Annotated in this window: 22 protein-coding genes; 12 read left to right on the top strand and 10 right to left on the bottom strand. The window is 63.8% G+C overall.

Features of this window, described 5'->3' with window-relative positions:
* Positions 1–379: 379 nt before the first annotated feature.
* Complete coding sequence (locus tag DT068_RS18655; protein WP_119391393.1) at positions 380–1,066, top strand: DUF1223 domain-containing protein; 687 nt, start codon at positions 380–382, stop codon at positions 1,064–1,066.
* A gap of 28 nt (positions 1,067–1,094) precedes the next feature.
* Here DT068_RS18655 and DT068_RS18660 read toward each other — a convergent pair whose 3' ends face one another.
* The 4 genes from DT068_RS18660 to DT068_RS18675 are packed head-to-tail and all read right to left on the bottom strand — an operon-like array spanning position 1,095 to position 6,132.
* Entirely contained in the window at positions 1,095–1,871 is a 777-nt protein-coding gene (locus DT068_RS18660) for a M15 family metallopeptidase (RefSeq protein WP_119391394.1), read from the bottom strand.
* A complete protein-coding gene (locus tag DT068_RS18665; RefSeq protein WP_119391395.1) occupies positions 1,868–3,205 on the bottom strand; it encodes a caspase family protein in 1,338 nt (445 codons plus the stop codon). The genes DT068_RS18660 and DT068_RS18665 overlap by 4 nt, the downstream gene beginning before the upstream one ends.
* Before the next feature lie 5 nt (positions 3,206–3,210).
* The gene (locus DT068_RS18670; protein WP_119391396.1) at positions 3,211–3,705 is read right to left on the bottom strand and encodes a YegJ family protein; all 495 of its coding nucleotides are present in this window, start codon (positions 3,703–3,705) and stop codon (positions 3,211–3,213) included.
* Between the two features lie 3 nt (positions 3,706–3,708).
* A complete protein-coding gene (locus tag DT068_RS18675; RefSeq protein ID WP_119391397.1) occupies positions 3,709–6,132 on the bottom strand; it encodes an FAD-dependent oxidoreductase in 2,424 nt (807 codons plus the stop codon).
* 210 nt (positions 6,133–6,342) lie between these two features.
* On the opposite strand from DT068_RS18675, the gene DT068_RS18680 reads away from it, so the two are divergent.
* Positions 6,343–6,660, top strand: a complete 318-nt coding sequence (locus DT068_RS18680) for an SH3 domain-containing protein (RefSeq protein WP_119391398.1) — start codon at positions 6,343–6,345, stop codon at positions 6,658–6,660.
* A gap of 3 nt (positions 6,661–6,663) precedes the next feature.
* Here DT068_RS18680 and DT068_RS18685 read toward each other — a convergent pair whose 3' ends face one another.
* Complete coding sequence (locus tag DT068_RS18685; protein WP_119391399.1) at positions 6,664–7,422, bottom strand: TrmH family RNA methyltransferase; 759 nt, start codon at positions 7,420–7,422, stop codon at positions 6,664–6,666.
* Between the two features lie 82 nt (positions 7,423–7,504).
* Here DT068_RS18685 and DT068_RS18690 point away from each other — a divergent pair, with 82 nt between their 5' ends.
* The 3 genes from DT068_RS18690 to DT068_RS18700 all read left to right on the top strand — a co-directional run bounded on the left by DT068_RS18690 (position 7,505) and on the right by DT068_RS18700 (position 10,971).
* On the top strand, positions 7,505–9,595 hold the full coding sequence (locus tag DT068_RS18690) for a molybdopterin-containing oxidoreductase family protein (protein ID WP_119391400.1): 2,091 nt from the start codon (positions 7,505–7,507) through the stop codon (positions 9,593–9,595).
* Between the two features lie 180 nt (positions 9,596–9,775).
* Positions 9,776–9,994: a hypothetical protein gene (locus DT068_RS18695; RefSeq protein ID WP_162914299.1), complete on the top strand. Its 219-nt coding sequence runs from the start codon at positions 9,776–9,778 to the stop codon at positions 9,992–9,994.
* A gap of 263 nt (positions 9,995–10,257) precedes the next feature.
* Entirely contained in the window at positions 10,258–10,971 is a 714-nt protein-coding gene (locus DT068_RS18700; protein WP_119391402.1) for a helix-turn-helix transcriptional regulator, read from the top strand.
* A gap of 385 nt (positions 10,972–11,356) precedes the next feature.
* On the opposite strand, the gene purN is transcribed toward DT068_RS18700, so the two are convergent.
* Both purN and purM read right to left on the bottom strand, forming a co-directional pair.
* On the bottom strand, positions 11,357–12,007 hold the full coding sequence (gene purN, locus DT068_RS18705) for a phosphoribosylglycinamide formyltransferase (RefSeq protein ID WP_119391403.1): 651 nt from the start codon (positions 12,005–12,007) through the stop codon (positions 11,357–11,359).
* Entirely contained in the window at positions 12,004–13,089 is a 1,086-nt protein-coding gene (gene purM / locus DT068_RS18710; RefSeq protein WP_119391404.1) for a phosphoribosylformylglycinamidine cyclo-ligase, read from the bottom strand. The genes purN and purM overlap by 4 nt, the downstream gene beginning before the upstream one ends.
* A 124-nt stretch (positions 13,090–13,213) precedes the next feature.
* On the opposite strand from purM, the gene DT068_RS18715 reads away from it, so the two are divergent.
* From DT068_RS18715 to ppx, 6 genes are all read left to right on the top strand, one after another.
* Positions 13,214–14,338 carry a DUF2066 domain-containing protein gene (locus tag DT068_RS18715; RefSeq protein ID WP_162914300.1) on the top strand — a complete coding sequence of 375 codons (1,125 nt, stop codon included), beginning with the start codon at positions 13,214–13,216 and terminating at the stop codon, positions 14,336–14,338.
* Between the two features lie 32 nt (positions 14,339–14,370).
* Positions 14,371–14,925, top strand: a complete 555-nt coding sequence (locus DT068_RS18720) for a CDP-alcohol phosphatidyltransferase family protein (protein ID WP_119391406.1) — start codon at positions 14,371–14,373, stop codon at positions 14,923–14,925.
* Positions 14,922–16,031 (top strand): AI-2E family transporter, encoded by a 1,110-nt coding sequence (locus DT068_RS18725; protein WP_119391407.1) that lies wholly within the window; start codon positions 14,922–14,924, stop codon positions 16,029–16,031. Before DT068_RS18720 ends, DT068_RS18725 begins: the two co-directional genes overlap by 4 nt.
* Positions 16,032–16,730, top strand: a complete 699-nt coding sequence (locus DT068_RS18730; protein WP_368904822.1) for a P-loop NTPase family protein — start codon at positions 16,032–16,034, stop codon at positions 16,728–16,730.
* 73 nt (positions 16,731–16,803) lie between these two features.
* On the top strand, positions 16,804–18,987 hold the full coding sequence (locus tag DT068_RS18735; RefSeq protein WP_119391408.1) for an RNA degradosome polyphosphate kinase: 2,184 nt from the start codon (positions 16,804–16,806) through the stop codon (positions 18,985–18,987).
* Positions 18,984–20,495, top strand: coding sequence for an exopolyphosphatase (gene ppx / locus DT068_RS18740; RefSeq protein WP_119391409.1), 1,512 nt, complete (start codon positions 18,984–18,986; stop codon positions 20,493–20,495). Before DT068_RS18735 ends, ppx begins: the two co-directional genes overlap by 4 nt.
* Positions 20,496–20,507: 12 nt before the next feature.
* Here ppx and DT068_RS18745 read toward each other — a convergent pair whose 3' ends face one another.
* The 3 genes from DT068_RS18745 to DT068_RS18755 all read right to left on the bottom strand — a co-directional run bounded on the left by DT068_RS18745 (position 20,508) and on the right by DT068_RS18755 (position 22,513).
* Positions 20,508–20,801, bottom strand: coding sequence for a GYD domain-containing protein (locus DT068_RS18745; protein ID WP_119391410.1), 294 nt, complete (start codon positions 20,799–20,801; stop codon positions 20,508–20,510).
* Positions 20,802–20,871: 70 nt separating this feature from the next.
* Entirely contained in the window at positions 20,872–22,059 is a 1,188-nt protein-coding gene (rnd, locus tag DT068_RS18750) for a ribonuclease D (protein ID WP_119391411.1), read from the bottom strand.
* 169 nt (positions 22,060–22,228) lie between these two features.
* Positions 22,229–22,513, bottom strand: coding sequence for a hypothetical protein (locus DT068_RS18755; RefSeq protein ID WP_119391412.1), 285 nt, complete (start codon positions 22,511–22,513; stop codon positions 22,229–22,231).
* A gap of 137 nt (positions 22,514–22,650) precedes the next feature.
* Between DT068_RS18755 and aspS the strand changes: the two genes are divergently transcribed.
* A complete protein-coding gene (gene aspS, locus DT068_RS18760; protein WP_119391413.1) occupies positions 22,651–24,432 on the top strand; it encodes an aspartate--tRNA ligase in 1,782 nt (593 codons plus the stop codon).
* Positions 24,433–24,437 lie beyond the last annotated feature (5 nt).

Below are 24,437 nucleotides of genomic sequence, written 5' to 3' on the forward strand. Positions count from 1 at the left end.
GAGCAGGGAATTGCCCCGGTATCTTTCGAAGCGGCTTTATAGTCCTAAGGATCGTCGGCAATTTTCTCGGAGTGGTGGACGGGCCGATGTCATCGTCCCCCGCGGCGCGTGGCTGGCGATCCTGATATTTCCCAATTCCACGGTTCTGCCCATCATTGCAAGAGCGGGCGGACGCTGAGCGGCCGGCCTTTCGGCACGTCCCAAAGGCCACAAGACAAACCTAGCAATAACAGCATGATAAATGATGACTTGAATCGCCAAGACTCGCGAAAGGCGATGCTTCACGAAGCTGTGTTGGGGCTTCGGCGTAACGGCCGCACATGTGCTTGCGAAAATGACGATAGCAATCAGCCTCGTAGAACGGAGAGGGGTCACAGGCATGAAACGGACAATCGTGACATTCGCCATGTTGATGTCGGCCTTCTCCGTGGCTTCGGCGGAGGCCGGCTCGCGCCCTGTCGTGGTCGAATTGTTCACCAGCCAGGGGTGCTCGTCTTGCCCGCCGGCGAACGCCAATCTCATCGAGCTCAGCAAGCGACCCGACGTCCTCACCTTGAGTTTTTCGGTGACCTACTGGGATTATCTCGGCTGGAAGGACATTTTTGGAAAGCCCGAATTCACCGAACGCCAGGCTGTCTATGAGCCGGCCCTGGGCGAGCGAGGCTCGTTCACGCCGCAGATGGTCATCGATGGGAAAGCGAGCGCTGTCGGCTTCAGCCTTCCCGAAGTGGAGCAGCTGATCGCGGCCGCACGACCTGGTGATGAACCCGCGATCGAGCTCGATCGGGGCGAGGCCAGGATCAGCGCCGGCAAGGCACCATCAGATGGCGCCGATGTCTGGCTTGTCCGCTATGATCCCAACCTCATCCAGGTGCCGGTCGAGCGTGGGGAGAACAGCGGCACCACCTTGCCTCATACGCATGTCGTGCATGCTCTCGAGCATCTGGGGAGCTGGAACGGTGATGCGTCATCATTTGCAGTCCCTGCGGCCGCCGCCGGCTTGCGGACGGCGATCCTTGTACAGAGGCGGCAAGGCGGTCCGATCCTGTCGGTCGGGACGGACTGAGCACGAGATCGAGCCCGCGCCGGAAGGTCTAGTTCTCCAGAAGCTCGGGCCGGTACTCGAAATGCATCGTGTCATAGTGGTACCAGCGGCCGCCCCAGATGAAGCCATGGCGCTCGAAGACATCGATGATCGCCTTCGGCATCTGGTTGGTCCAGACAAGCTTGCCGTCCTTGCCGGGCTTCCGCCAGCGCCAGTAATTGGCATATTTGGTGTTGAGGTCGATCGAAGCGCCATAGGCATGCATGGACATGCGCGCCGTCCCCGCGATCGGTCGGCAGTTATAGGTTCCGGCCGACGGCGTCAGATACTTCACCATTGATTGCGGCAGCTTTGCCAGATCACGCGCCACCGCCTCGAGCGCCCGGTCGACGCCATTGCGGGTGGTGATCGAGACCGAGCCGCCGATCCAGGCGACCTTGCGCATGAGGGGCGCCACCTCGTTCTTCCGGCAATCGCCATAGATCGCCCGGAACAGGCTCTCCACCCGGATGCGGCCGGGATCGACATTGACGTCCGGCGCCTCGGGCTCGGCGCCTTGCGGATAGTCATAGGCGAACATGTCGTCGATATCGGGATCGTCGAGAAGCTCTTCGAAGCTCTTGTCGGTGCGCCCATCGGAGACCTCGATCGTCTCGCCCGATTTGAGCACGAGGCGGCTGAGGTCGAAATCCGCGATGACATCGGGATAGGCGGCCTTGAGCCGGGCCAGGTGATCCTCGAGATCGGCGGGGGCTGCACCATATTGGCCGGCCAAAACAGGCAGGGCCGTCATCCACAGGACAATGGCGAGGAGAGCCGGCTTCACTTGGCTTTTTCGAATTTCTGGATCAGTTCGACATTCTTCGCTTCGATGAAGGTCAGCTCCACCTCGCCGAATTGCGGCCGGTACCAGTCGAATTGCTTGAAATAGCTGGAGACTTCCTTGCGCACGAATTTGCGCCCACGCCGGGCATAGATTTCGTTGCGGGCATTGCGCAGCTCCGTCTTGCTCAGGGGCCTGAGTTCCTCGGGCGTCAGCAGCCGGCGATCCGAATCGGCGAACAGGAAGCCGGCCTGCGGCGCCGACTGGCTCAGCTCGAACCGGCGGATGAGTGCCACATTCTTCTTCTCGATCGCGTTGAGCGCCGGCTCATAGGTCGTGGCCCGGTACCAGTCGAATTTCTCGAAATGGCTGCGCAAGGCGGCATCGTTGAAGATGCGGCCGTTGCGCGCGAAGATCTCATTGCGGGCGAGGCGCAAGGTGGCGGCATCCTTGCCGTCGAGATCGGCCTGGCTCAGCAGCTCCTCGCTCGATTGCGGGAAGATGATCCCGACATCGGCATCAGGTTCGGGCGGGGTGAGGTCGATGACCTTGCCCGGCGAGACCAGCGCCGCCGCCGCGGCCTTGGTCGCGAAATAGAAATTCTGGGTCAGCGAGTTTTCGAGCCAGACCGTCTGGCGCCCCTCGGTCCTCTCGCGCACATGCAGGCTCACCGCCCGCATGATATCGGCGATATCCTCATCGGACTTGCCCATATTGGTGAGCAGCCCTTCCGCGAACGGGCTGTGATTGCCGCTGCCGTCGAGCGCCACCATTCCTTGCGCGGTGGAGAAGGCGATCAGCATGTCCTGTGTACGCGCTTCCGTCTCTTCGGGCTTTTCGATCACCGTGGCGCCGCGGCTTTCGAGCGGGTTGTTGCGGCAGGCGTCGAACAGCAGCATCTTCACGGTGGCATGCGTGCTCGACAGGGTCTGCAGCATGCGATCGGTGGCGAGCGCCTCCTTGTCGATCTCGTCGAAATTGCTCATCGAGAAGTCGGTCGGCAGCATGAAGCTGCGGCCGTCGATCATGGCGCCGTGGCCCGCATAATAGATCAGGGCGGCATCGGCTTCGATGCCTTCCGGCACGAATTCATCGAGCGCCTTCTGCGCCGTCGCCAGATCGCTGTCCATGACGACGGTGACGGTGAAGCCGAGCTCGGACAGGTTGCGGGCGATGGCGCGCGCATCGGCCACCGGGTTGCGCAATTCATATCCGGGCCGGTAGGCGGAATTGCCGATGACGAGGGCGATGCGCTGCGCCGCATCGGCGCAAGGCGTCAGGGTGGCGAGAAGGGTGAATGCGAAGAACGCCGTCCTGAAATGCCGTCCGCCGATCATGGTGCTCAGGGCTCCTCGAGCATTGCCTTCCACTGCGCCGCTTCTTCCTCGGGCATGTAGCCGAGCAGCACCCGCAGCGTCTCATTGCCGACGATCTTGCCCTTCCTCAGATACATCCAGTCGGAGATATCGGCATCCGGCACATCGACACGCTGGCCTTGCGTGACCGTGCTGACGGTCTGCGGCTCATTGGCGATCACCGCAGTGATGTGCTCGCCGTCGCGCCGGACATCGGCCGTCCAGAAATGCTCGACATTGTCGCCATCCGTGATGGCGACCTTGAGCGCATAGCCCTCCGTCTCGGCCGGCGGGTCGGCCAGCGCCGCCCAGAAGGCCGGCAATCCCGCCCTGGCCTTGGCGATGGCCGCATTCATCGCCTCGTCCTCATTGGGGACATTGATGACCGCGTCCTCGGCCAAGGCGGCGACGCCCTGGAGGCCGCAGCCAAGCGTGATCGCCACGATCAGCAGGTAGATGTAGCGCCGGAAAATGCCGTCCAAGCTTTATCCTTTCAGTCGGGCATTCGCCCCGTCCCAGGCTGGTTCGCTTATAATTTGGGCCTTTTTCCGTTCCCCGAGCAAGAGGATCTCGAAAACCTCGCCGGGCCTGGCGAGCTTGGGATCGACATAGGCGAAAGCCAGCGATTTCTCCACCGCGAAACCATAGGCGCCCGAGGTGGTGAGGCCGACGACCTTGCCATTCCGGTAGACCGGCTCGTTGCCGCGGCAGTCATTGTCGCCCGCCTCGACGGTCATGTAGGTGAGCTTCATCCGCTCACCCTGCTGCTTGCGGCTGAGGCTGGCGGCGCGGCCGATGAAATCCTCCTTGTCGAGGCGGATGAAGCGCTCCATCGAGCCTTCGAACATGTCGATCTCGCTGGTGAGCTCCGACCCCCAGCCGCGATAGGCCTTCTCCATGCGCAGCGAATTCATCGCATAGGTGCCGAACAGGCGAATGCCATGGGACGCGCCGGCCTTCATCAGGGCATCGAAGACCTTGGGCATCTCCGCCATCGGCGTGTGCAGCTCCCAACCGAGCTCGCCCACATAATTGACCCGCAGCGCCCTGACCCCCTTGACGCCGGCGACCTCGATTTCCTGGGCGGTCAGCCAGCGGAAGGCGGCGTTGGAGAGATCGGCCCTGGTGCATTGCGTGAGCACATCGCGCGCTTTCGGGCCGGCCAGCACCAGCACGCCGAACTCGTCGGTGACGTCCTTCACCTCGACCTTCTCTTGCCGAGCGATCCGCCAGCGCAACTGGTCGAGGTCATAGAGCTGGGCCGCGGCGGCCGAGAGCACATAGAACCTGTCATCGGCGAGGCGCGTGACGGTGATCTCGGACTCGATGAAGCCATTGTCGTTGAGAAGATGGCCCAGGATGATGCCGCCGGTCCTGGCCGGGATCCTGTTGGCGCAGATGCGCTCGAGGAACTTGTGGGCGTCAGACCCCGACACCTCGAATTTGGCGAAGGTCGACAGATCCATGAGGCCGACCTTCTCGCGCACCGCGAGCGATTCCGCCTTGACCGCTTCCCACCAGTTGGAGCGGCGATAGGAGAAGGCTTCGCCCTTTCCGGTCGTGTCGTACCAGCGCGCCCGCTCCCAGCCGAAGATCTGCGCGAACTGGGCGCCCTGCGAAGCGAGCTTGTCATGCAGGGAGGACTTGCGCAGGTTGCGGCCGACTTCATGCTGCTCGGCCGGCTTGTAGCAGTAATACATGTGGTGATAGTCGGCGAGCGACACTTCTTCAGTGTAGGCCTTGCTCGCCCAGTTGCCGAAGCGGCGCGGATCGAATTCGCGCATATTGATCTCGGCCTGGCCATGCACCATCCACTGCGCCAGATATTTGCCGGCACCGCCGCCCTGGCAGATGCCGATCGAGGCGCCGCAATGCATCCAGTAGTTCCTAGGGCCAGGGGCTGGTCCTGAGAGATAGACGCCGTCCGGCGTATGGGTGATGGCGCCCGAGATGATCGATTTGAGACCGGCCTTGGCGAAGAGGGGAAGCCGCTCGGTGGCACGCTCGAGCCAGGGCGTCAGGCGGTCGAGCTCCGGCGCGATGAGCTCGCTCTCGAAGTCCCAGGCCGGCGGATTGCCGTCCCAGCACACATGCGCCGTCTCGGTCTCATAGGGGCCGATGAGGATGCCGTTCGTCTCCTCGCGCAGATAGGCATGGGAATAGGGATCGCGCACCACCGGCAGCTCCATCTCGAGATCGATGAGTTCCTGCAAGGGCTCGGTGATCATGTAGTGGTGCAGCATGTTGGCGATCGGCACATTGTGCCCGGTCCATGACCCCACCACGTCGCAATAGGAGCCGGCGGAATTCACCACATGCTCACAAATGATGTTGCCCTTGTCGGTGATGACCTGCCATTCACCCGTCGGGAGCTGCTTGATGTCGGTGACGAGGGTGCGCCGGTAGATTTCCGCACCGAGCTTGCGGGCGCCGGCCGCCATGGCATTGGTGACATCCGCCGGCGCCACATGGCCGTCGGTCACGGTGCGGAAGGCGGCCTTGAGGCCGAAGGTCTCGAGATAGGGATGATATTTCTTGATCTCGTCGGGGCCGATGATCTCACCCTGGTAGCCGCCAAGCTTGGAAATGCCCTCGACATATTTGAGCCAGTTCAGCTCCTCCTCGGTCTGGGCAAGCCTGAGGCCGCCGCAGCCATGCCAGGAGACGGCCTGGCCGGTCAGCGCCTCGAGCTTGGGATAGAGCTCGGTGCCATAGACATGCACCTTGGTCATGTTGAGCGAGCCGTTGAAATGCGGGCATTGCCCGGCCGCATGCCAGGTCGAGCCCGAGGTGAGCTCGCCCTTCTCGATGAGGACGATGTCACTCCAGCCCTCGAGCGCCAGGTGATAGAGGAGGCCCACCCCCATGATGCCGCCGCCGACAATCACCACCCGCGCATGCGATTTCATCCGATCACTCCTCGAAAGCCTGCCGACCCTAATATTGCTGCCCTTGCCGGGGCAAGGCCGGTCGTTCATCCGGGTGAAGGGTGTTCACCGACCCAGGCCTGAAAACAAGGGCGATTTTGCCAGGATACGGTGAATAGGGCTCACCCGTGGAAAACTCGCCTCGTGCCTTCCAGGAGGCTAGACTGAGGGTCGCAGGCTGGGGAGGAAAGCATGAAACGATTGTTGATTGCGGCGGGATTGATGCTGGTCGCGGGCCCGGCCCATGCGACGTCGGGGCCGGGCTGCCTGATCGTCACGGGTGTTGCCGCCAATGACGTGCTCAATATGCGCGCAGGCCCCGGCACGTCCCATCCGGTGGTCGATGTGCTGCCGCCCGGCAATCACGGTATCATCCATCTCGATGGTCCCTGCGTGCCCAAATCGGTGAAGCCCGCCTCGCGCTGGTGCAAGGTGTCGCATTACAATGGCGACAAGGTCACCAAGGGCTGGATCAAGCGACGCTTCACCATCGACAGCGATTGTCCGTAAGATCTAGGCGAGTTCGGGGCGTTTGATCTCGTAGAGCATCAGCGCGCTGGCGGTCGCGACATTCAGGGATTCGGCCGCTCCCGGCATCGGGATGCGCACCGAGACATTCGCTTTCGCGGCAAGGGCCGGCGACAGCCCGCTTCCTTCGCTGCCCATGAGCAGCAATGTCGGCCTTGGATAGAGGCGGCGGAAATCGGCCCTGGCATCGGCGGCGGTGGCGACGATCTCGCCCGGCCATTCATCCAGCGCGCTTAGGAACTTGGCGGTCGGCAGGCGGGTGAGGGCAACGCCGAAAAGCGAGCCCATGGTGGCGCGCACGGCCTCGGGCGAGAAGGGATCGCAGCTTTCGCCGAGAAGCACGATATGGCGCACCCCCACCGCATCGGCCGTGCGGATGATGGTGCCGAGATTGCCGGGATCGCGGATGTCCTCGAGCGCCAGGACGATCGGCGCGTCCCTGGCGAAGGGCGTGAGGAGAGCCGACTGCCTGAAGACCCCGATGAGGCCGGAGGGATTGTTCTGCTGGCTGAGGCGCGCCATCACGGCATCGGATACGCGGATATCGCGCGCCTGGCCCCAATCCTGCGGTCCCGAGACCGAAAGAACCTGATCGGGGGCGATGCCGGCGAGGCGCGCCCGCTCGAGCGCCCGCGCCCCCTCGGCGACGAACAGCCCCGTTTCCTGGCGGTGCTTTTTCTCCGCGAGCGCCCGAACCGCCTTGACCGTCGGGTTCTGGGCGCTGGTGATGATCTCAACCGCCATGGGCGGTTCCGGCCGGGCGTCGGGATTGTCTCATTGGATTGTCACCCTAAACATTTGGAATCGTTTAGCCTAAACTGGGGCCATGAACATCAGGACAAATATCAAGATCGGCCGGTCGGTCTGCCCGCATGACTGTCCCTCGGCCTGCGCGCTCGATGTGGAACTGCTCGACGCCAATACCATCGGGCGCGTACGCGGCGCCAAGGACAACAGCTACACGCTGGGCGTCATTTGCGAGAAGGTCGGGCGCTATGCCGAGCGCATCCACCATCCCGACCGCCTGCTTCACCCGCTGAAGCGCAAGGGCGCCAAGGGCGAGGGGCAGTGGCAGCGCCTGTCCTGGGACGATGCGATGGGCGAGGTGGCGGAAGCCTTTCTGAACGCCGAGGCGCGCCACGGCGCGCAAGCGGTCTGGCCCTATCAATATGCCGGCACCATGGGGCTGGTGATGCGCGACGGCATCCATCGCCTGCGCCATGCCAAGAAATATTCCGGCCTCTATGACACCTTCTGCGTGGCGCTCTCGTGGCCCGGCTACCTCGCCGGCTGCGGCCGCATGACCGGCTCTGACCCGCGCGAGATGCAGAAATCCGACCTGATCGTGATCTGGGGCACCAATCCGGTGAACACGCAGGTCAATGTGATGACCCATGCCGCCATCGCCCGGAAATCGCGGGGCGCCAGGATCGCCTGCGTCGATATCTATGAGACGGGCACGATGAAGCAGGCGGATGTGAAGATGATCATCCGCCCGGGCACCGATGGGGCACTCGCCTGCGCCGTCATGCATGTGCTTTTCCGCGACGGCTATGCCGACCGCGCCTATCTCGAAAAATACACTGACGTGCCGCATGAATTCGAAGCGCATCTGAAGACGCGCACGCCCGCATGGGCGGCCGCCATTTGCGGCTGCCCTTCATCCGAGATCGAGGCTTTCGCGAAGCTCATCGGTGAGACGAAGCGCACTTATCTGCGCATCGGCTATGGCTTCACCCGCTCGCGCAACGGCGCGGTCAACATGCATGCGGTGACGGCGATCGCCGCGGTGACGGGCTCCTGGCAGTATGAAGGCGGCGGCGCCCTTCATTCGAACAGCGGCATGTACAGGTGGAACAAGACGATGATCGAGGGGCTCGACCGCCGCGATCCGTCCGTCCGCCAGCTCGATCAGAGCCGCATCGGCCCGGTTCTGCTGAACAACCCCTATGACCTCGCCGGCGGTCCGCCGGTCACCGCGATGATCGTGCAGAACACCAACCCGGCCTCGGTGGCGCCCGACCAGACCAAGGTCAGGCAGGGGCTGATGCGCGAGGACCTGTTCGTCTGCGTGCATGAGCAGTTCATGACCGAGACGGCGCAGCTCGCCGACATCGTGCTGCCGGCGACGATGTTCCTCGAGCATGACGACCTCTATCAGGGCGGCGGCCACCAGCACATCATGCTGGGCGCCAAGCTGGTCGAGCCGCCGGGCGAATGCCGCAACAATCACGACGTCATTGCCGATCTCGCCCGCCGCGTCGGCGCCGAGCATCCGGGCTTCGCCATGAGCCCGCGCGAGCTCATCGACTGGACGCTGAAGAATTCGAACCGGCCCGATCTCGCCGCGCTCGATCGCGATACCTGGATCGATGTGCAGCAGGATTTCGAGAGCGCTCATTTCCTCAATGGCTTCGGCCATCCGGACAAGAAGTTCCGCTTCAAGCCGGATTGGAAGGCGGCGCGCTTCAAGGCAGGGATAGGGCCCTTCGGCCCGGTCGACGACATGCCTGCGATGCCCGATCACTGGGAGGTCATCGAGGAGGCTAACGAGGCCTATCCCTTCCGCCTGGCGACGAGCCCGGCGCGCACCTTCCTCAATTCGACCTTCAATGAGACGCCCTCGTCGCTGAAGCGCGAGGGCAGGCCCACCGTCTTCGTCCATCCCGACGATCTGGCACGGCTCGGCCTCAAGGATGGCGACAAGGTGCGGCTCGGCAGCGCCCGGGGCGTGGTCACCTTGCATGCCCAGGCGATGGAGGGGGTGCGCCGCGGCGTCCTCATCGCGGAATCGATCTGGCCGAACGAGGCCTTCGAGGACGGCAAGGGCATCAACACGCTGACCGGCTGCGACCAGCCGGCCCCGGCGGCGGGCGGCGCCTTCCACGACAATCGGGTGTGGCTCAAAGGGGCGTGAGCCAGAGCAAATCCCGCCGAAGTTGAAGACTTTGGCAGGGCGCGTAATCCCGACATGAACGCCAGATGAACGGGGCGGTCAGCCGGCGCTCAGCCAGGCTGTGGCACTGTCGCCTGCAAGTTGGGCACTTATCCATCTCTCGCGCGAGAGGTGGCCTATTGGCTGAGAGAGGATTTCACCATGAACCGCCTCATTTTGGGGGGCCTGCTGCTGACAGCCATGCTGGCCGGGCCGGCTCTGGCCAAGGACAAGCCGAAGCTTGCCAAGGAAACCCGCGACGCGGCGCAGATCACCCAGGAGAACATCGTCAAGATGAAGCTCAAGCGGGTAACTCCGAACCCGAATCAGAACCTGGTCCCGTCGCTGCCGCACCCGCAGCCGGTAAATCCCGGCGGCTGAGGACAATTGAATCAAGGACTTAGGCTTGTGGCCTAAACCCTTGAAAAGAATCATTTTCCCAAACTGAGAATCAGCACACATTTCCCGCCATGCACACCCGCCGCGCCACTCTGCCAGCCCACTGGTTTCTGATCATGGCCGCTATTCTGATGGCCGCGACCGCAGCGCCTTTGGCCATGCTCGCCGTGCCGGTCTAGCTTACCGCCACGCTCCTGCCAGTCTCCTGACATAACCTGTCAGCAGCCCTATAATAAGGTCTGCTCATGAGACGCGCAGACAGACTTCTCCAGGTGCTTCAGATCATGCGCCGCCACCGGCGGCCGGTGACCGGCGAAACCATGGCCGAGGAGCTGGAAGTCTCGCTGCGCACCGTCTATCGCGACATCAATTCCCTCGTCACCCAGGGCGTGCCGATCCGCGGCGAAGCCGGCATCGGCTATGTGCTGGGCGAGGGCTTCGACATGCCGCCTCTGATGTTCACCGTCGATGAGCTCGAGGCGGTGATGCTGGGCCTGCGCTGGGTGACAAGGCGCGGCGACGGCCAGCTGTCGCGCGCGGCGCGCGATTCCGTCGCCAAGATCGGCGCCGTCCTGCCCGAGGGCTTGAAACCCTTCCTGTTCGATGCCGGCCTCGTGGTGCCGCCGCGCGAGGAGCGCGCCGCGGATGCCGTCGATGTCGCCGCCCTGCGCAGCGCCATCCGCGAGAGCCGCAAGGTCGCCATCCGGTACCGCGACGAGCTCGAGCGTCCGAGCGAGCGCACCATCTGGCCGATCGGCATCGCTTATTACGAGGCGACGCGCAACATCATCGCCTGGTGCGAATTGCGCACCGCCTTCCGCCATTTCCGCACCGACCGCATCTCGCATTTCGACATATTGAAGGACCGCTATCCCAAGCGCCGCAAGGCGCTGCTCAAGGAATGGCAGGACGAATTGCGCGCCGAGCAGGAAAAGCCCGATCTCGACGTGTTTCTCTAGTCGGCATCGTCTCGTTTCACTGCTGCGGCTCGCCGAGCTGCAAAAGCCGCCTGGACCTCCTCGTTCGAACGGCCTCTTCCTGCGATCATTGACGTACGCGCGATGCTGACTTTGCGGAGCAGGAATGTCTCATAGTCTGACAGCTAGTTCTGTATCGGCCCTCTCCAAGTACACGAAGCATGCAGAGTCTATACCTTATCCGTCAACCGTCACCCCGGCGAAAGCCGGGCCCAGCGAAGCGCGGGAAGCGCCGCCCGGATGATTCTAGTCAGGGGGTCCCGGCTTTCGCCGGGATGACGGTTATTGAGGAGCGTCAATCAGCAATCACGTTCCCGCGATAGGCGAGCGTCTCACGCCACGGGATGAAGAATTTCTCGAGCATGGATCAATGCGCGGGGATGATGACCGGAAGCTTGATATCGGGCGATGTGGCCGTGAGCTTCTCGCCCTCGATCCGGAACGCGCCCGACACCAGCAGCGCCAGCGCGCGGGGATAGATCTTGTGCTCGGCATCGAGCACGCGCTCGGCCAGTGTTTCGGCCGTGTCGCTCTTCAGCACCGGCACGCGCGCTTGCGCGATGATCGGCCCGGTATCGACGTCGCTCCTGACCACATGCACCGTGCAGCCATGGCGTGTGACGCCGTCCTTCAGGGCCCGCTCATGCGTGTGGAGGCCCTTATAGGCGGGCAGCAGCGAGGGGTGGATATTGATCATCCGGTCGCGCCACGAGGCGACGAAGCTTTCCGTCATGACCCGCATGAAGCCGGCGCAGGCGACGAACTCGACATCATGGCGCTCGAGCGCGGCGTCGAGCGCCCGGTCGAAGGCGCCGCGCGACTCGAATGATTTGTGATCGATGATCTCGGTCGCGATGCCCTGCGCCCTGGCGAAGTCGATGCCTTTGGCGTCCGGGCGGTTGGAGATGACGACGGCGATCTCGGCCGGATAATTCGGGTCCTTGGCGGCTTCGATGAGCGCCTGCATGTTCGAGCCGCGCCCGGAAATGAGGATGCCGACCTTGCGCCGCCGGCTCATCGCAGGGCGAGCCTTCCGCGAGGCTTCACCTGCTCCTCGCTGCCGTGTCTGGCCGCGATCGATCCGAGCGTCACCACCTCTTCGCCATGCTCGCGGAGGATACGGGCCACATCGGCTGCGCTGTCGCGCTCCGTCACGCAGATCATGCCGATGCCGCAATTGAAGGTGCGCAGCATCTCGCGCTCCTGGACATTGCCCACGCCGTGCAGCCAGCCGAAGACGGGCGGGCAGGGAACTTGCGCGAGATCGATCTCGGCGACCGTGTGGGGCGGCAGCACGCGCGGGATGTTCTCGAGGAAGCCGCCGCCGGTGATATGGGCGAGCGCCTTGATGCCGTCACCGGCGCGTAGCGCCGCGAGCACCGGCTTCACATAGATGCGGGTGGGCGTGAGGAGCGCCTCGCCGAGCGACTCGTCCGGCGCAAAGGGAGCCCTGTCCCCGAAGCGAAGCCCGCTCACCTCGACGAGCCGGCGGATCAGCGAATAGCCGTTGGAATGGGGGCCGGACGAGGCGAGCCCCAATATGACATCGCCCGGGCCGACATCGGGCCGGGGCAGGATATTTCCGCGCTCGACCGCGCCCACCGCGAAGCCCGCAAGATCATAGTCGCCGCCATGATACATGCCGGGCATCTCGGCGGTCTCGCCGCCGATAAGGGCGCAGCCCGCCTGCCGGCAGCCTTCGGCGATGCCGGCGATCACATCGCGCGCCTCGTTCACCTGAAGCTTGCCGGTGGCGAAATAGTCGAGGAAGAACAGGGGCTCCGCGCCCTGGACGATGAGGTCGTTGACCGACATGGCGACGAGATCGATGCCGACCGTCGCATGCAGGCCCGAATCGATGGCGATGCGCAGCTTGGTGCCGACCCCGTCATTGGCGGCGACCAGGACCGGATCCTTGTAGCCGCAGGCCTTGAGGTCGAACAGGCCGCCGAAGCCGCCAAGGGCCGAGTCGGTTCCCGGCCGCGCGGTCGCCTTGGCCAGGGGCTTGATGGCCTCGACAAGGGCGTTTCCGGCCGAAATATCCACCCCCGCATCGGCATAGGAGATGCCGTTATGGCCGTCTTGTTTGCCCTGGCCCATGCCGCTAGTTTGCCTCAATGATCTTGGATTTCTGCTGGCTCAGATCTGCGTGCCGCGGTGAATAGCCCGAACGGCCCGGCAGATAAAGCGTTCAGTTGAGCGCGGCAGGCAGGTGGAGTTGTATATGACGTGCCGTTCCGGAGGGCTGCTTGCAGCCGTCCTCGCCTTGCTGGTCTTTCTTGCGCCCGTCGAAGCCTCGGCCGTCGGTCCGGTCGAGACCGGGCTGTTCTCGGTCACCGGCGTCCAGGTGGATGTGACCGACACGGACGCCGCCACGGCGCGGACCCGCGCCATCATCGAGGCTCAGGTCAAGGCCTTCTATATGCTGGCCGAGCGGCTGGGCTCACCCGAGGCCACTCAGCGCCTGCAGGGCATGGATGCCCGCGATATCGGCCGCATGCTGCGCTCGCTTTCGATCGAGGAGGAGCGCTCCGGTCCCGGCCGCTATATCGGCAAGCTCACCGTGCGGTTCCTGCCGGGCAAGATCCGTGAGGTCTTCGGCCGCTACGGGATCGATGTCGTCGAGGACCAGGCTCCGCCGATCGTCGTCCTTCCCCTATGGAAAGGTCCCAATGGCCCGGTGATCTGGGAGGACAATCTGTGGCGCAAAGCCTGGCTCGATCTCAAGGCCGAGCAATCCCTGGTGCCGATCATCGTTCCCTTGGGCGACCTCGCGGATACCTCCGCCATCTCTGCCATGGAGGTTGAAGCGGGTGATGCGATCAAGCTCGAATCTCTCATGATCCGCTACGAGGCCAAGGCCATTTTGGTGGCGGTCGCCGAGCCCGATCCGCAGGGTGGCATCCACGCTGTGATGCAGGGCGATTCGCCCCTGGGGCGCATCAACTTCGACAAGGTCTATACGGCCGAGGACGGCACGCTCGAAGGGGCGGCCGCGGCGGCAGCCAAGCGCTTCGATGACGTGATGCTGGAAAAGTGGCGATCGGTCAGGATCAAGGTTGCCGCCGATGCGCGCGCCCGGGCGGCGGCCCAGCAGCAGGCGAGCCGGGCCGCCAGTTCCATGGCCATCGCCGTTCCCTTTTCCGGCATCTATCAGTGGAACGGCATCCGGGCGCGGCTTCTGGCGACGCCCGGGGTGCTCGGCGTCGACGTCTCGACCATTGCCGAGAACGGCGCCGTCATCCAGCTGGCTTTCGCCGATTCGATCCAGGACCTCCAGTCGGCGCTTTCCGGCAGCGGCTTGCGCCTGGTTCAATCGCGCGGGACATGGGTGCTGCAACCATTGTAAGATCGCCCAAAGCAACCAATTCCTCTCGCTGAATGAATCTGCCGAATATCATTACGCTTGGCCGGATTCTCCTGGTCCCTGTCGCCATCTGGCTGATCGTGGCCGGAGAGTTCGGCTTTGCCTTCCTGGTCTTCATCTCGGCCGGCATCGGTGACGGCATCGATGGCTATATCGCCCGGCGCTATGCCATGAAGACGCAACTCGGCGCCTATCTCGATCCGCTCGCCGACAAGCTTCTCCTGGTGTCGATCTATGTTTCGCTGGGATTCCTGCAGCACATGCCGGCCTGGCTCGTCATCCTCGTCGCTTCGCGCGACGTGCTGATCGTCGGCGCCGTCATCCTGTCCTGGATCCTGGGCAAGCCGCTCAAGATGCAGCCCCTCATGGTCAGCAAGGTCAATACGGCCGCCCAGATCGCCTTTGCCGGCGGCCAGCTCGCTGTGCTGGCCTGGATGTCCGACGCCACCTGGTTCCTCGATGTCGGCAGCGCTGTCGTGGCGGCTCTCACCATCTCTTCCGCCGCCCTTTACATGCGCGAATGGGCCCGCCATATGGCCAATGGAACCGGTACGAAGGAAACGCCATGACATTGCAGCGCCAGGTGATCTTTTGGACCACGGCGCTCGCCGTCGTCATTCTGGCGCTGTGGCTCCTGGGCGACATCATGCTGCCCTTCATCGCCGGGCTGGTGCTGGCCTATTTCCTCGATCCGGTGGCCGATGCGCTCGAGCGACTGGGCTTGCCGCGCCTTGCCGCGACTCTCCTGATCCTCATTTCGAGCATCGTCGCCTTCGTCGTGCTGCTCGTCCTGCTGTTGCCGGTCCTGGGCGACCAGATCGCACGCTTCGCCACCAACCTGCCGGGCTACATGCAGGCGTTGGTCGGGCTGTTCAACGAGCTGGCGCCGCAATGGCTGAAGGACATGCTGGCCTCTTCAGGCACCAATCTGCCGGCCTCTTTGTCCGATCTCGCCGGCAAGGCGGCGGGCTGGCTCGCGGCGATCCTCACCTCGATCCTGTCCGGCAGCCTGGCGCTCGTCAATGTGCTCTCGCTTCTCGTCGTCACCCCGATCGTCGCCTTCTACATGCTCAACGACTGGGATCATATGGTGGCGAAGGTCGATGGCTGGCTGCCGCGCGATCATCACAATACGGTCCGCGCTCTTGCCCTCCAGATCGACGAGGCCATGGCGGGCTTCATTCGCGGCCAGGGCACGGTGTGCTTGTCGCTCGGCATCTTCTATGCCGTAGCACTCTCCATAGCGGGCCTGAATTTCGGGCTGCTGATCGGGCTGGGCGCCGGCCTCCTGAGCTTCATTCCCTATGTCGGCACCATCATCGGCGGCGTGCTGGCGATCGGCATGGCGCTGATCCAGTTCTGGCCGGACTGGGTGCAGGTGCTGGTCATCATCGCCATCTTCGCCGCCGGGCAGTTCATCGAGGGCAATTTCCTGTCGCCCTATCTGGTCGGCAACCGCATCGGCCTGCACCCGGTCTGGCTGATGTTCGCGCTCTTCGCCTTCGGCTATCTGTTCGGCTTTGTCGGCCTGCTGCTCGCCGTGCCGCTGGCCGCGGCGGTCGGCGTGCTGGTGCGCTTCGCCCTCCAGCAATATCTGAAAAGCCCGCTCTATCTCGGTGTTCCGACTCAGGAAAAGCCGGCCGCGCCCAAGCGGCGAAGTGCTGCGAAACACTAGATGGGGGAGGGCCGCCAGCTTGCATTCGACCTGCCGCACCGCCCCGCTTCCGGGCGCGATGATTTCCTGGTCACGCCGTCCAACGCCAAGGCGGTGGCGCTGATCGATCTGTGGCCGAACTGGCCGTCCAACAGCCTGATCCTTCTGGGGCCGCCGGGCAGCGGCAAATCCCATCTCGCGGCCGTCTGGCATGAAGTGACCGGCGCCGCCCTCGCGAGCCCTGCGGAGGTCCAGGAGCCCGCCGTCCCGCGTCTTCTGGAGAAAGGGGCTCTTGTCGTCGAGGACGCCCCGGGCGCCAGGCTGAACGAGCCGGCCTTGTTCCACCTGCTCAACCTGGCCCGCGAGCAGAAGGCCTTTGTCCTGATCACGGCCCGGCAGGCGCCGGTTTCCTGGGGGATTGCCGTTCCCGACCTCCTGTCCAGGCTCAAGGCGGCGCCCATTGCCCAGCTCGGGGCGCCCGACGACGACCTGTTGCGCGGCGTCCTGGTCAAGCTCTTCGCCGACCGCCAGATCGCCATAGACGAGACGGTAGTCAGTTACCTCCTGGCCCGCATGCCGCGCGAGCTGGCGGCGGCCCGCAGCCTGGTGGCCGAGATCGACCGCCGGGCGCTGGAGGAGCGGGCCGAGGTCACCCGCAATTTTGTCGCCAGGGTTCTAGGCGGTATAACGACCCCTGGATTTGCCGAGGATGAAGGTTAACGACATTCGTTCATCGTTCGGTCATATGGCCTGATTATGAGCCTAAAACAGGGCTTCCGGCAGGATTGGCGCGATGAATGAAATCTCTCTCACGATTGAACCCAAGTCGATCACCGGATCGACTGATCCCGGCCGCTTCATCAACCGCGAAGTCTCCTGGCTCGTCTTCAACATGCGGGTGCTGGAAGAGGCGCGCAACAAGAACCACCCCTTGCTGGAACGGCTGCGCTTCCTGTCGATCTCGGGCAACAATCTCGACGAATTCTTCATGGTCCGCGTCGCCGGCCTCGTCGGCCAGATGCGCGCCAAGCTGGTCGAATTGAGCCAGGACGGTCTCACCCCGGCCGAGCAGCTCGACCAGGTGCGCAAGCTCGCCCAGGAGCTGATGACCGAGCAGGATACGCGCTGGCTGCAGCTGCGCGACGAATTGAGCGAGAACGGTATCCGCATCGTCGATGGCGCCGAGCTCACCGAGGAGGAGCGCGCCTGGCTTGACGAGCGCTTCCTCAGCCATATCCTGCCTGTCGTGACGCCGATCGCCATCGATCCGGCTCATCCTTTCCCCTTCATCCCCAATCGCGGCTTCATCATCGCGCTGCAGCTCAAGCGCCGCCGCGATGGCGGACGCATGAACGCGCTGCTCCCCATTCCCCAGCAGCTCGACCGCTTCATCCGGCTGCCCGGCGCGGCGGCAGGCTCCGCGCGTTTCATCTCGCTCGAGAACATGCTGTCGCTGTTCGTGCCGCGCCTGTTCCCGGGCTATGACGTGCTGGGGCAGGGGCTCATCCGCATCATCCGCGACAGCGACATCGAAATCGAGGAGGAAGCGGAAGACCTGGTGCGGGTGTTCGAAAGCGCCCTCAAGCGCCGCCGCCGCGGCTCGGTGATCCGCATGGAGGTCGACGCGGCGTGCCCGTCGGACCTGCGCGACTTCATCGCCGACGAGCTTGACGTGACCAACGATGCGCTGGTCACCTGTGCCGGCCTCATCGGTTATGCCGACACCAACGAGCTCATCCTCGACGAGCGCCCGGATCTCAAATTCAAGCCCTTCGTGGCGCGCTTTCCCGAGCGCATCCGCGATCATGGCGGCGATTGCTTCGCCGCCATCCGCCAGAAGGACATCATCGTCCACCATCCATATGAATCCTTCGACGTCGTCGCGCAGTTCGTCCTCCAGGCGGCCCAGGATCCCGATGTCGTCGCCATCAAGCAGACGCTCTACCGCACCTCCAACGACAGCCCGATCGTCGCCGCTCTGGTGAAGGCGGCGGAAGCCGGCAAATCCGTGATGGCGCTGGTCGAGCTCAAGGCCCGCTTCGACGAGGAAGCCAACATCCAGTGGGCGCGCAATCTCGAGCGCGCCGGCGCCCAGGTGGTCTTCGGCTTCATCGAGCTCAAGACCCACGCCAAGGTGTCGATGGTGGTGCGCCGCGAGAGCGGCAGCATGCGCACCTATGTGCATTTCGGCACCGGCAACTATCACCCGGTGACGGCCAAGATCTATACCGATCTCTCCTTCTTCACCTGCGACCCGGCGCTGGGACGCGATGCGGCGCGGCTCTTCAACTATATTTCGGGCTACGCCGAGCCCGAGGATCTGGAGAAGATCTCGCTGTCGCCGATCGACATGAAAGCGCAGCTCCTCGAGGATATCGAGGACGAGATCGAGCATGTGAAGGAAGGCCGGCCCGGCCAGATCTGGGCCAAGCTCAATTCGCTGGTCGATCCCGGCATCATCGATGCGCTCTATGCGGCAAGCCAGGCCGGCGTCCAGATCGATCTCGTGGTGCGCGGCATCTGCTGCCTGAGGCCCGGCGTTCCGGGTCTGTCGGAGAATATCCGCGTCAAGAGCATCATCGGCCGTTTCCTCGAGCACAGCCGGATCGTCTGCTTCGGCTCAGGCCACGGCTTGCCGCATCCGAGCGCCCGGGTCTATATCGCCTCGGCCGACTGGATGCCGCGCAACCTGCATCGGCGCGTCGAGACGCTGATCCCGATCGAGAATCCGACCGTGCATGAGCAGGTCATGGGCCAGATCATGATGGCCAACATGCATGACAACGAGCAGAGCTGGGAGCTTCTGTCGGACGGATCCTCGCGCCGCATCGCGCCCGGGCCCGACGAGGAGCCCTTCAATGCCCACACCTATTTCATGAAAAATCCATCTCTCTCTGGACGCGGCAGATCGCTTAAAGGTAGTCTGCCGCCCCCGATCACAGGGCGGGTCGGAAGGAAGTCCAGAGCCAGGAAGTGAAGCGTAAGAGGTTAGGCAGCGGGTCGACGAAATACCGTCCGGTATCGGTCGTCGACATCGGATCGAACTCGGTGCGGCTTGTCGTCTATGACGGGCTGAGGCGGGCGCCGACGCCCGTCTTCAACGAGAAGATACTGTGCGGCCTCGGCCGCGGCGTCGCCACCACGCACCAGCTGCATCCGCAAGGGGTGGAACGTGCGCTCGCGGCGCTGCGCCGCTTCAAGGCCATGTCGCGCCAGATCGGCGCCCGCTCGGTCTATGCGGTGGCGACCGCGGCGGCGCGCGAAGCCGAGAATGGCGCGCAATTCGTCGACATGGCGGAAGCGGCTTTGGGCGCCCATATCGACGTCCTTTCCGGCAAGGAGGAGGCGAGACTCGCCGCCATGGGCGTGATGGCGGGCGTCACCGGCGCCGACGGCCTGATCGGCGATCTGGGCGGCGGCAGCCTCGAGCTTGTCGATGTGAGCGAAGGGCGCATCCGCGACGGCATCACTTTTCCCCTGGGCCCGCTGCGCCTCATGGACATGTCGGGCGGCTCCGCCGCCAAGGCGCGCGACATCATCGACCGCTATCTCGATTCATCGCCGCTGCTCACGCGGCTCAAGGGCCGCAACCTCTATGCGGTCGGCGGCACCTGGCGCAATATCGCCCGCATCCACATGGCGCAGACGCATTATCCGCTGCATGTGCTCCACAACTACACGGTCGGGCGCGAGCAGGCGCGCTCGGTGGCCGACCTCGTCTCGCATCTCTCGTCATCCTCGCTCAAGGACATCAAATCGGTGTCGCGCAGCCGCATCGACACCTTGCCCTATGGCGCGCTCGTGCTCGAGCGCCTGCTGGCCAAGTCCAAGGTGAAGCAGATGGTGGTGTCGGTCTATGGCGTGCGCGAGGGGCTGCTCTATTCGAAGCTCCCCAAGCGCAAGCGCGAGTCCGATGCGCTTCTGTCCTCCTGCTGGGAATTCTGCTGCCGCTATGCGCGCTCGCCGGAGCATGAGCTCGAGCTTTGCGACTGGACCGACAAGCTCTTCGCCCACAAGAGCTTCGAGGAAACCGGAGACGAGCGCCGCCTGCGCCATGCCGCCTGCCTGCTCGCCGATATCGGCTGGCGCGCTCATCCCGATTATCGCGCTCAGCGCTCGCTCGGCATGATCTCGCAAGCCGCCTTCGTCGATGTCGACCATGCCGGGCGCATCTTCATGGCGCTTACCATCTATTACCGCTATGAGGGCGAGGAAGAGAGCATGACCAACAACCTCGCGCGCCTCGTCGACGACAAGATGCTGGAGCGGGCGCGCCTCCTGAGCGATGTATTCCGTCTCGCCTACATCATCACCGCCGCCATGCCGGGCGTGCTGCCCAAGATCGGCATCGAGGCGGAGGGCGCCAAGGGCCTGACCCTGCGCGTGCCGAAGAAATTCGCCGACCTCATGGGCGAGCGCGTCGAGAAGCGGCTCTCGGCGCTCGCCGGCCAGATGGGCAGAACGTCAAAGATCGAGATCGTTTAGCTCAGCGCGAAGCTACTTCACTTTCGACAGCACCTTGGCCATGTCGTCGACCGAGAAGGCGGGCAGCGTCTGGGTACGGACATTTCCGGCCATTCCCATGCTCAAGCCCAGCGCGGTTACGCTCGTCACATCGGGCGCCTCGACGATGGAGACGACATCATATTGGCCGAGCGTCCAGTAGATATCCTTGACCGATGCGCCGTGCTGCTTGGCCATCTCCCTGAATTTCTCGGCGCGTTTGGTGGTGTCCTTGACCGAGCGCACGCCCTGATCGGTGAAGCTGCCGAGGATGATGAAGGCTGGCATGGTTTCCTCCCTGCGGGCCCCCGGCGGGCAGGAATAGCACATTTGGCTGCGGAACGGCAGGGAGGGGCGGCTATTCGGCCGCGGCGGCCGCCGGCTTGAAGCTTCCGGCACTCGGCATGATCTCGGCACGGCCATCGCGGAAGCCGATCACGGCGCGCCCATGCTTGAGGTCGATCGCAAGGTTGCCGAACATGTCCCTGCGCCAGCCTTTCATCAACGGCACTTCGGCATCGTCATCCTGGGCAACCGCGTCGATATCGGCCGCACTTGCAAGAAGCCGCGGCGCCAGGCCTTCGCGTTCGGCGACGATTTTGAGCGCGAGCTTGAGGATTTCGGCGGCGGCCTGCGTGCTTTCCGGCATCTTTTCATGGCCGCCGGGCAAAGCGGGGAGCAGCTTGGCGTCGGTCTCGAGCCCGTCCTTGACGGCGGCCAGGATGGCTTCGCCGGCGCGCGAATTGCCGAAGCCGCGCGGCAGGGCGCGCGACGCGTTGAGCGCTTCGCGCGTCTGCGGCATCTGGGTTGCGACCTCGATCAAGGCATCGTCCTTGATGACGCGCTGGCGCGGCACGTTCTTTTCCTGCGCCTCGCGCTCACGCCAGGCGGCAAGCGCGATGAGAACGCCGAGCTGCTTCTTCGAGCGCAACCGCGTCTTGAGCCGTTTCCACGCGTCTTCCGGCGCCAGATTGTAGGTCTTGGGCGAGGTGAGCACCGCCAACTCCTGCGCCAGCCACGGCTCCCGCCCGGTCTTGTCGAGCTCTTCCTTCAGCTTTTCATAGACGGTGCGCAGATGGGTGACATCGGAGAGCGCATAATTGAGCTGCTTCTCGGTGAGCGGGCGGCGCGACCAATCGGTGAAGCGCGAGGATTTGTCGATCTGGGCACGCGCCAGCTGGCGCACGATCGATTCATAGGAAACCTGATCGCCGAAGCCGCAGACCATGGCGGCGATCTGCGTATCGAAGACCGGATGCGGCACCCGGCCCGACAGATGCACGAAGATTTCGATATCCTGGCGTGCCGCATGGAAGACCTTGAGCACGTTCTCATTGGTCATCAGCGCATGGAAAGGCTTGAGATCGATGTCCGGCGCCTTGGGATCGATGATCGCCTGACGCGTTCCGCCGGCGATCTGGATGAGGCATAGATCAGGCCAGAAGGTCTGCTCGCGCATGAATTCAGTGTCGACCGTGACATAGGCTTCGCGGGCAAGTTCCTTGACGAGCGCCTTGAGGGCGGCAGTGGTGGTGATGACCTCCATGGGCTCTAAGTCGCGCGAGTCCGGGGCGGGCGTCAAATGATTTGCGCCCTTGTCGCTAAAAAATCTATATTCATGTTTATTTTCAAATACTTGCCTCTGTTTTCAGCGGCCGTGCGGTCATTATAGGTCTGCCGTCACGACAGTTATCCTTGCCAAGCCCGGCGTCCACCTATTTCCGCTGGGCTTTGATCGCATCTATCCGCTCGCGGTCGGTCGTCTGGAGATGGCGGCCCTGATCGAGCAGTTCCAGCGTGTATTCCTCATAAGTCAGCCCCAGCGCATCCGCCTTTTCCTGCCGGAAGAGCATGATGTCCCGGGAGACGTCTTTCCAGACCGCCTTGTGGGCCTTTTTCCAGTAGAAATAGGTCTTGATGCCGCCGCGCCCCCACTCGGGAACATGGTCGTCGTCGAGCGGAGGGCCGTTATTGTGCGTGCGGGGGAAGGAGACATGCATGGCGATGGCCCCGGACTATGCCTGCGCGGCCTCGGCGCGTCCATGCGGCATCGGGCTCATCCCACCTTGACAATCGGGGCCGCGCATGCGCTTTTCCGCGCTCTTTCCGATTTTCCGAACCCGATTTGCGAGGGATTATGCACGCCTATAGAAGCCATAAATGCGGTGATCTGCGCGAGACGCACCAGAGCGCCGAGACGCGCCTGTCGGGCTGGGTGCACCGCGTGCGCGATCATGGCGGCGTGCTGTTCATCGACTTGCGGGACCATTATGGCCTGACCCAGGTTGTGGCCGATCCCGACAGCCCGGCCTTCAAGGTCGCCGAAACCTTGCGCTCGGAATGGGTGGTGAAGGTCGACGGCAAGGTGAGGTTGCGCCCGCCCGGCACCGAGAACCGCGAGCTTCCCACCGGCCTGATCGAGGTCTTCGCCACCGGCATCGAGGTCCTGTCGGAGGCGAAGGAACTGCCCTTGCCGGTCTTCGGCGATGTCGAATATCCGGAAGATGTCCGCCTGAAGTACCGCTTCCTCGACCTGCGCCGCGAGTCGCTGCACAAGAACATCGTGGCGCGCACGAAGATCATCGCCGAGATGCGCAAACGCATGGACGAGGTGGGTTTCACCGAGTTCTCCACCCCCATACTCACCGCCTCATCGCCCGAGGGGGCCCGCGACTTCCTTGTCCCGTCGCGCATCCATCCCGGCAAGTTCTACGCGCTGCCGCAGGCGCCGCAGCAATACAAGCAGCTCATCATGGTGTCGGGCTTCGACCGCTATTTCCAGATCGCGCCCTGTTTCCGCGACGAGGATCCGCGCGCCGACCGCTTGCCCGGCGAGTTCTATCAGCTCGATCTCGAAATGAGCTTCGTCGAGCAGGACGACGTGCTCTCGACCATGGAGCCGGTGCTTCGCGGCGTGTTCGAGGCCTTCGCCGATGGCAAGCCGGTGACGCAGAAATTCCCGCGCATTCCTTATGACGAGGCGATGCGCAAATATGGCTCCGACAAGCCCGATCTGCGCAACCCGATCGTGATGCAGGACGTGTCCGAGCATTTCCGGGGATCAGGCTTCAAGGTCTTCGCCAATATCCTCGCCAGCGATCCCAGGCACCAGGTCTGGGCCATTCCGGCAAAGACGGGGGGCTCGCGCGCTTTCTGCGATCGCATGAATGCCTGGGCGCAGGGCGAGGGCCAGCCGGGCCTGGGCTACATCTTCTGGCGTAAGGAAGGCGACAAGCTCGAAGGCGCCGGTCCCATCGCCAAGAATATCGGCGAGCGCACCGAGGCGATCCGCCAGCAGCTGGGCCTTGCCGACGGCGATGCGGCCTTCTTCGTTGCCGGCGATCCGAAGAAATTCGCGAGCTTCGCCGGCGCCGCCCGCAGCCGCGCCGGCGAGGAGCTGAACCTTGTCGACCGCAACCGCTTCGAATTATGCTGGATCGTCGATTTCCCGTTTTATGAGTGGAGCGAGGAAGAGAAGAAGGTCGATTTCGGCCACAACCCCTTCTCCATGCCGCAGGGCGGCATCGAGGCTCTGACGTCTCAGGATCCGCTGACCATCAAGGCCTTCCAGTATGACATGGTGTGCAACGGCTTCGAGATCGCCTCGGGCGGCATCCGCAACCATCTGCCGGAGACCATGGTCAAGGCCTTCGAACTGGTGGGACTGGATCGCGCCACGGTCGAGGAGCGTTTCGGCGGCCTCTATCGCGCCTTCCAGTATGGGGCGCCGCCGCATGGCGGCATGGCTGCGGGCATCGACCGCATCGTCATGCTGCTGGTGGGGGCGAAGAACCTGCGCGAGGTGACGATGTTCCCGATGAACCAGCAGGCCGATGACCTCCTGATGAACGCGCCATCCGATCCGACCCCCAAGCAGTTGCGCGAATTGCATATAAGGCTCAATCTGCCGGAAAAATAGGAGCT

Source organism: Taklimakanibacter lacteus (assembly GCA_003576695.1).
Classification (GTDB): domain Bacteria; phylum Pseudomonadota; class Alphaproteobacteria; order Rhizobiales; family Aestuariivirgaceae; genus Taklimakanibacter; species Taklimakanibacter lacteus.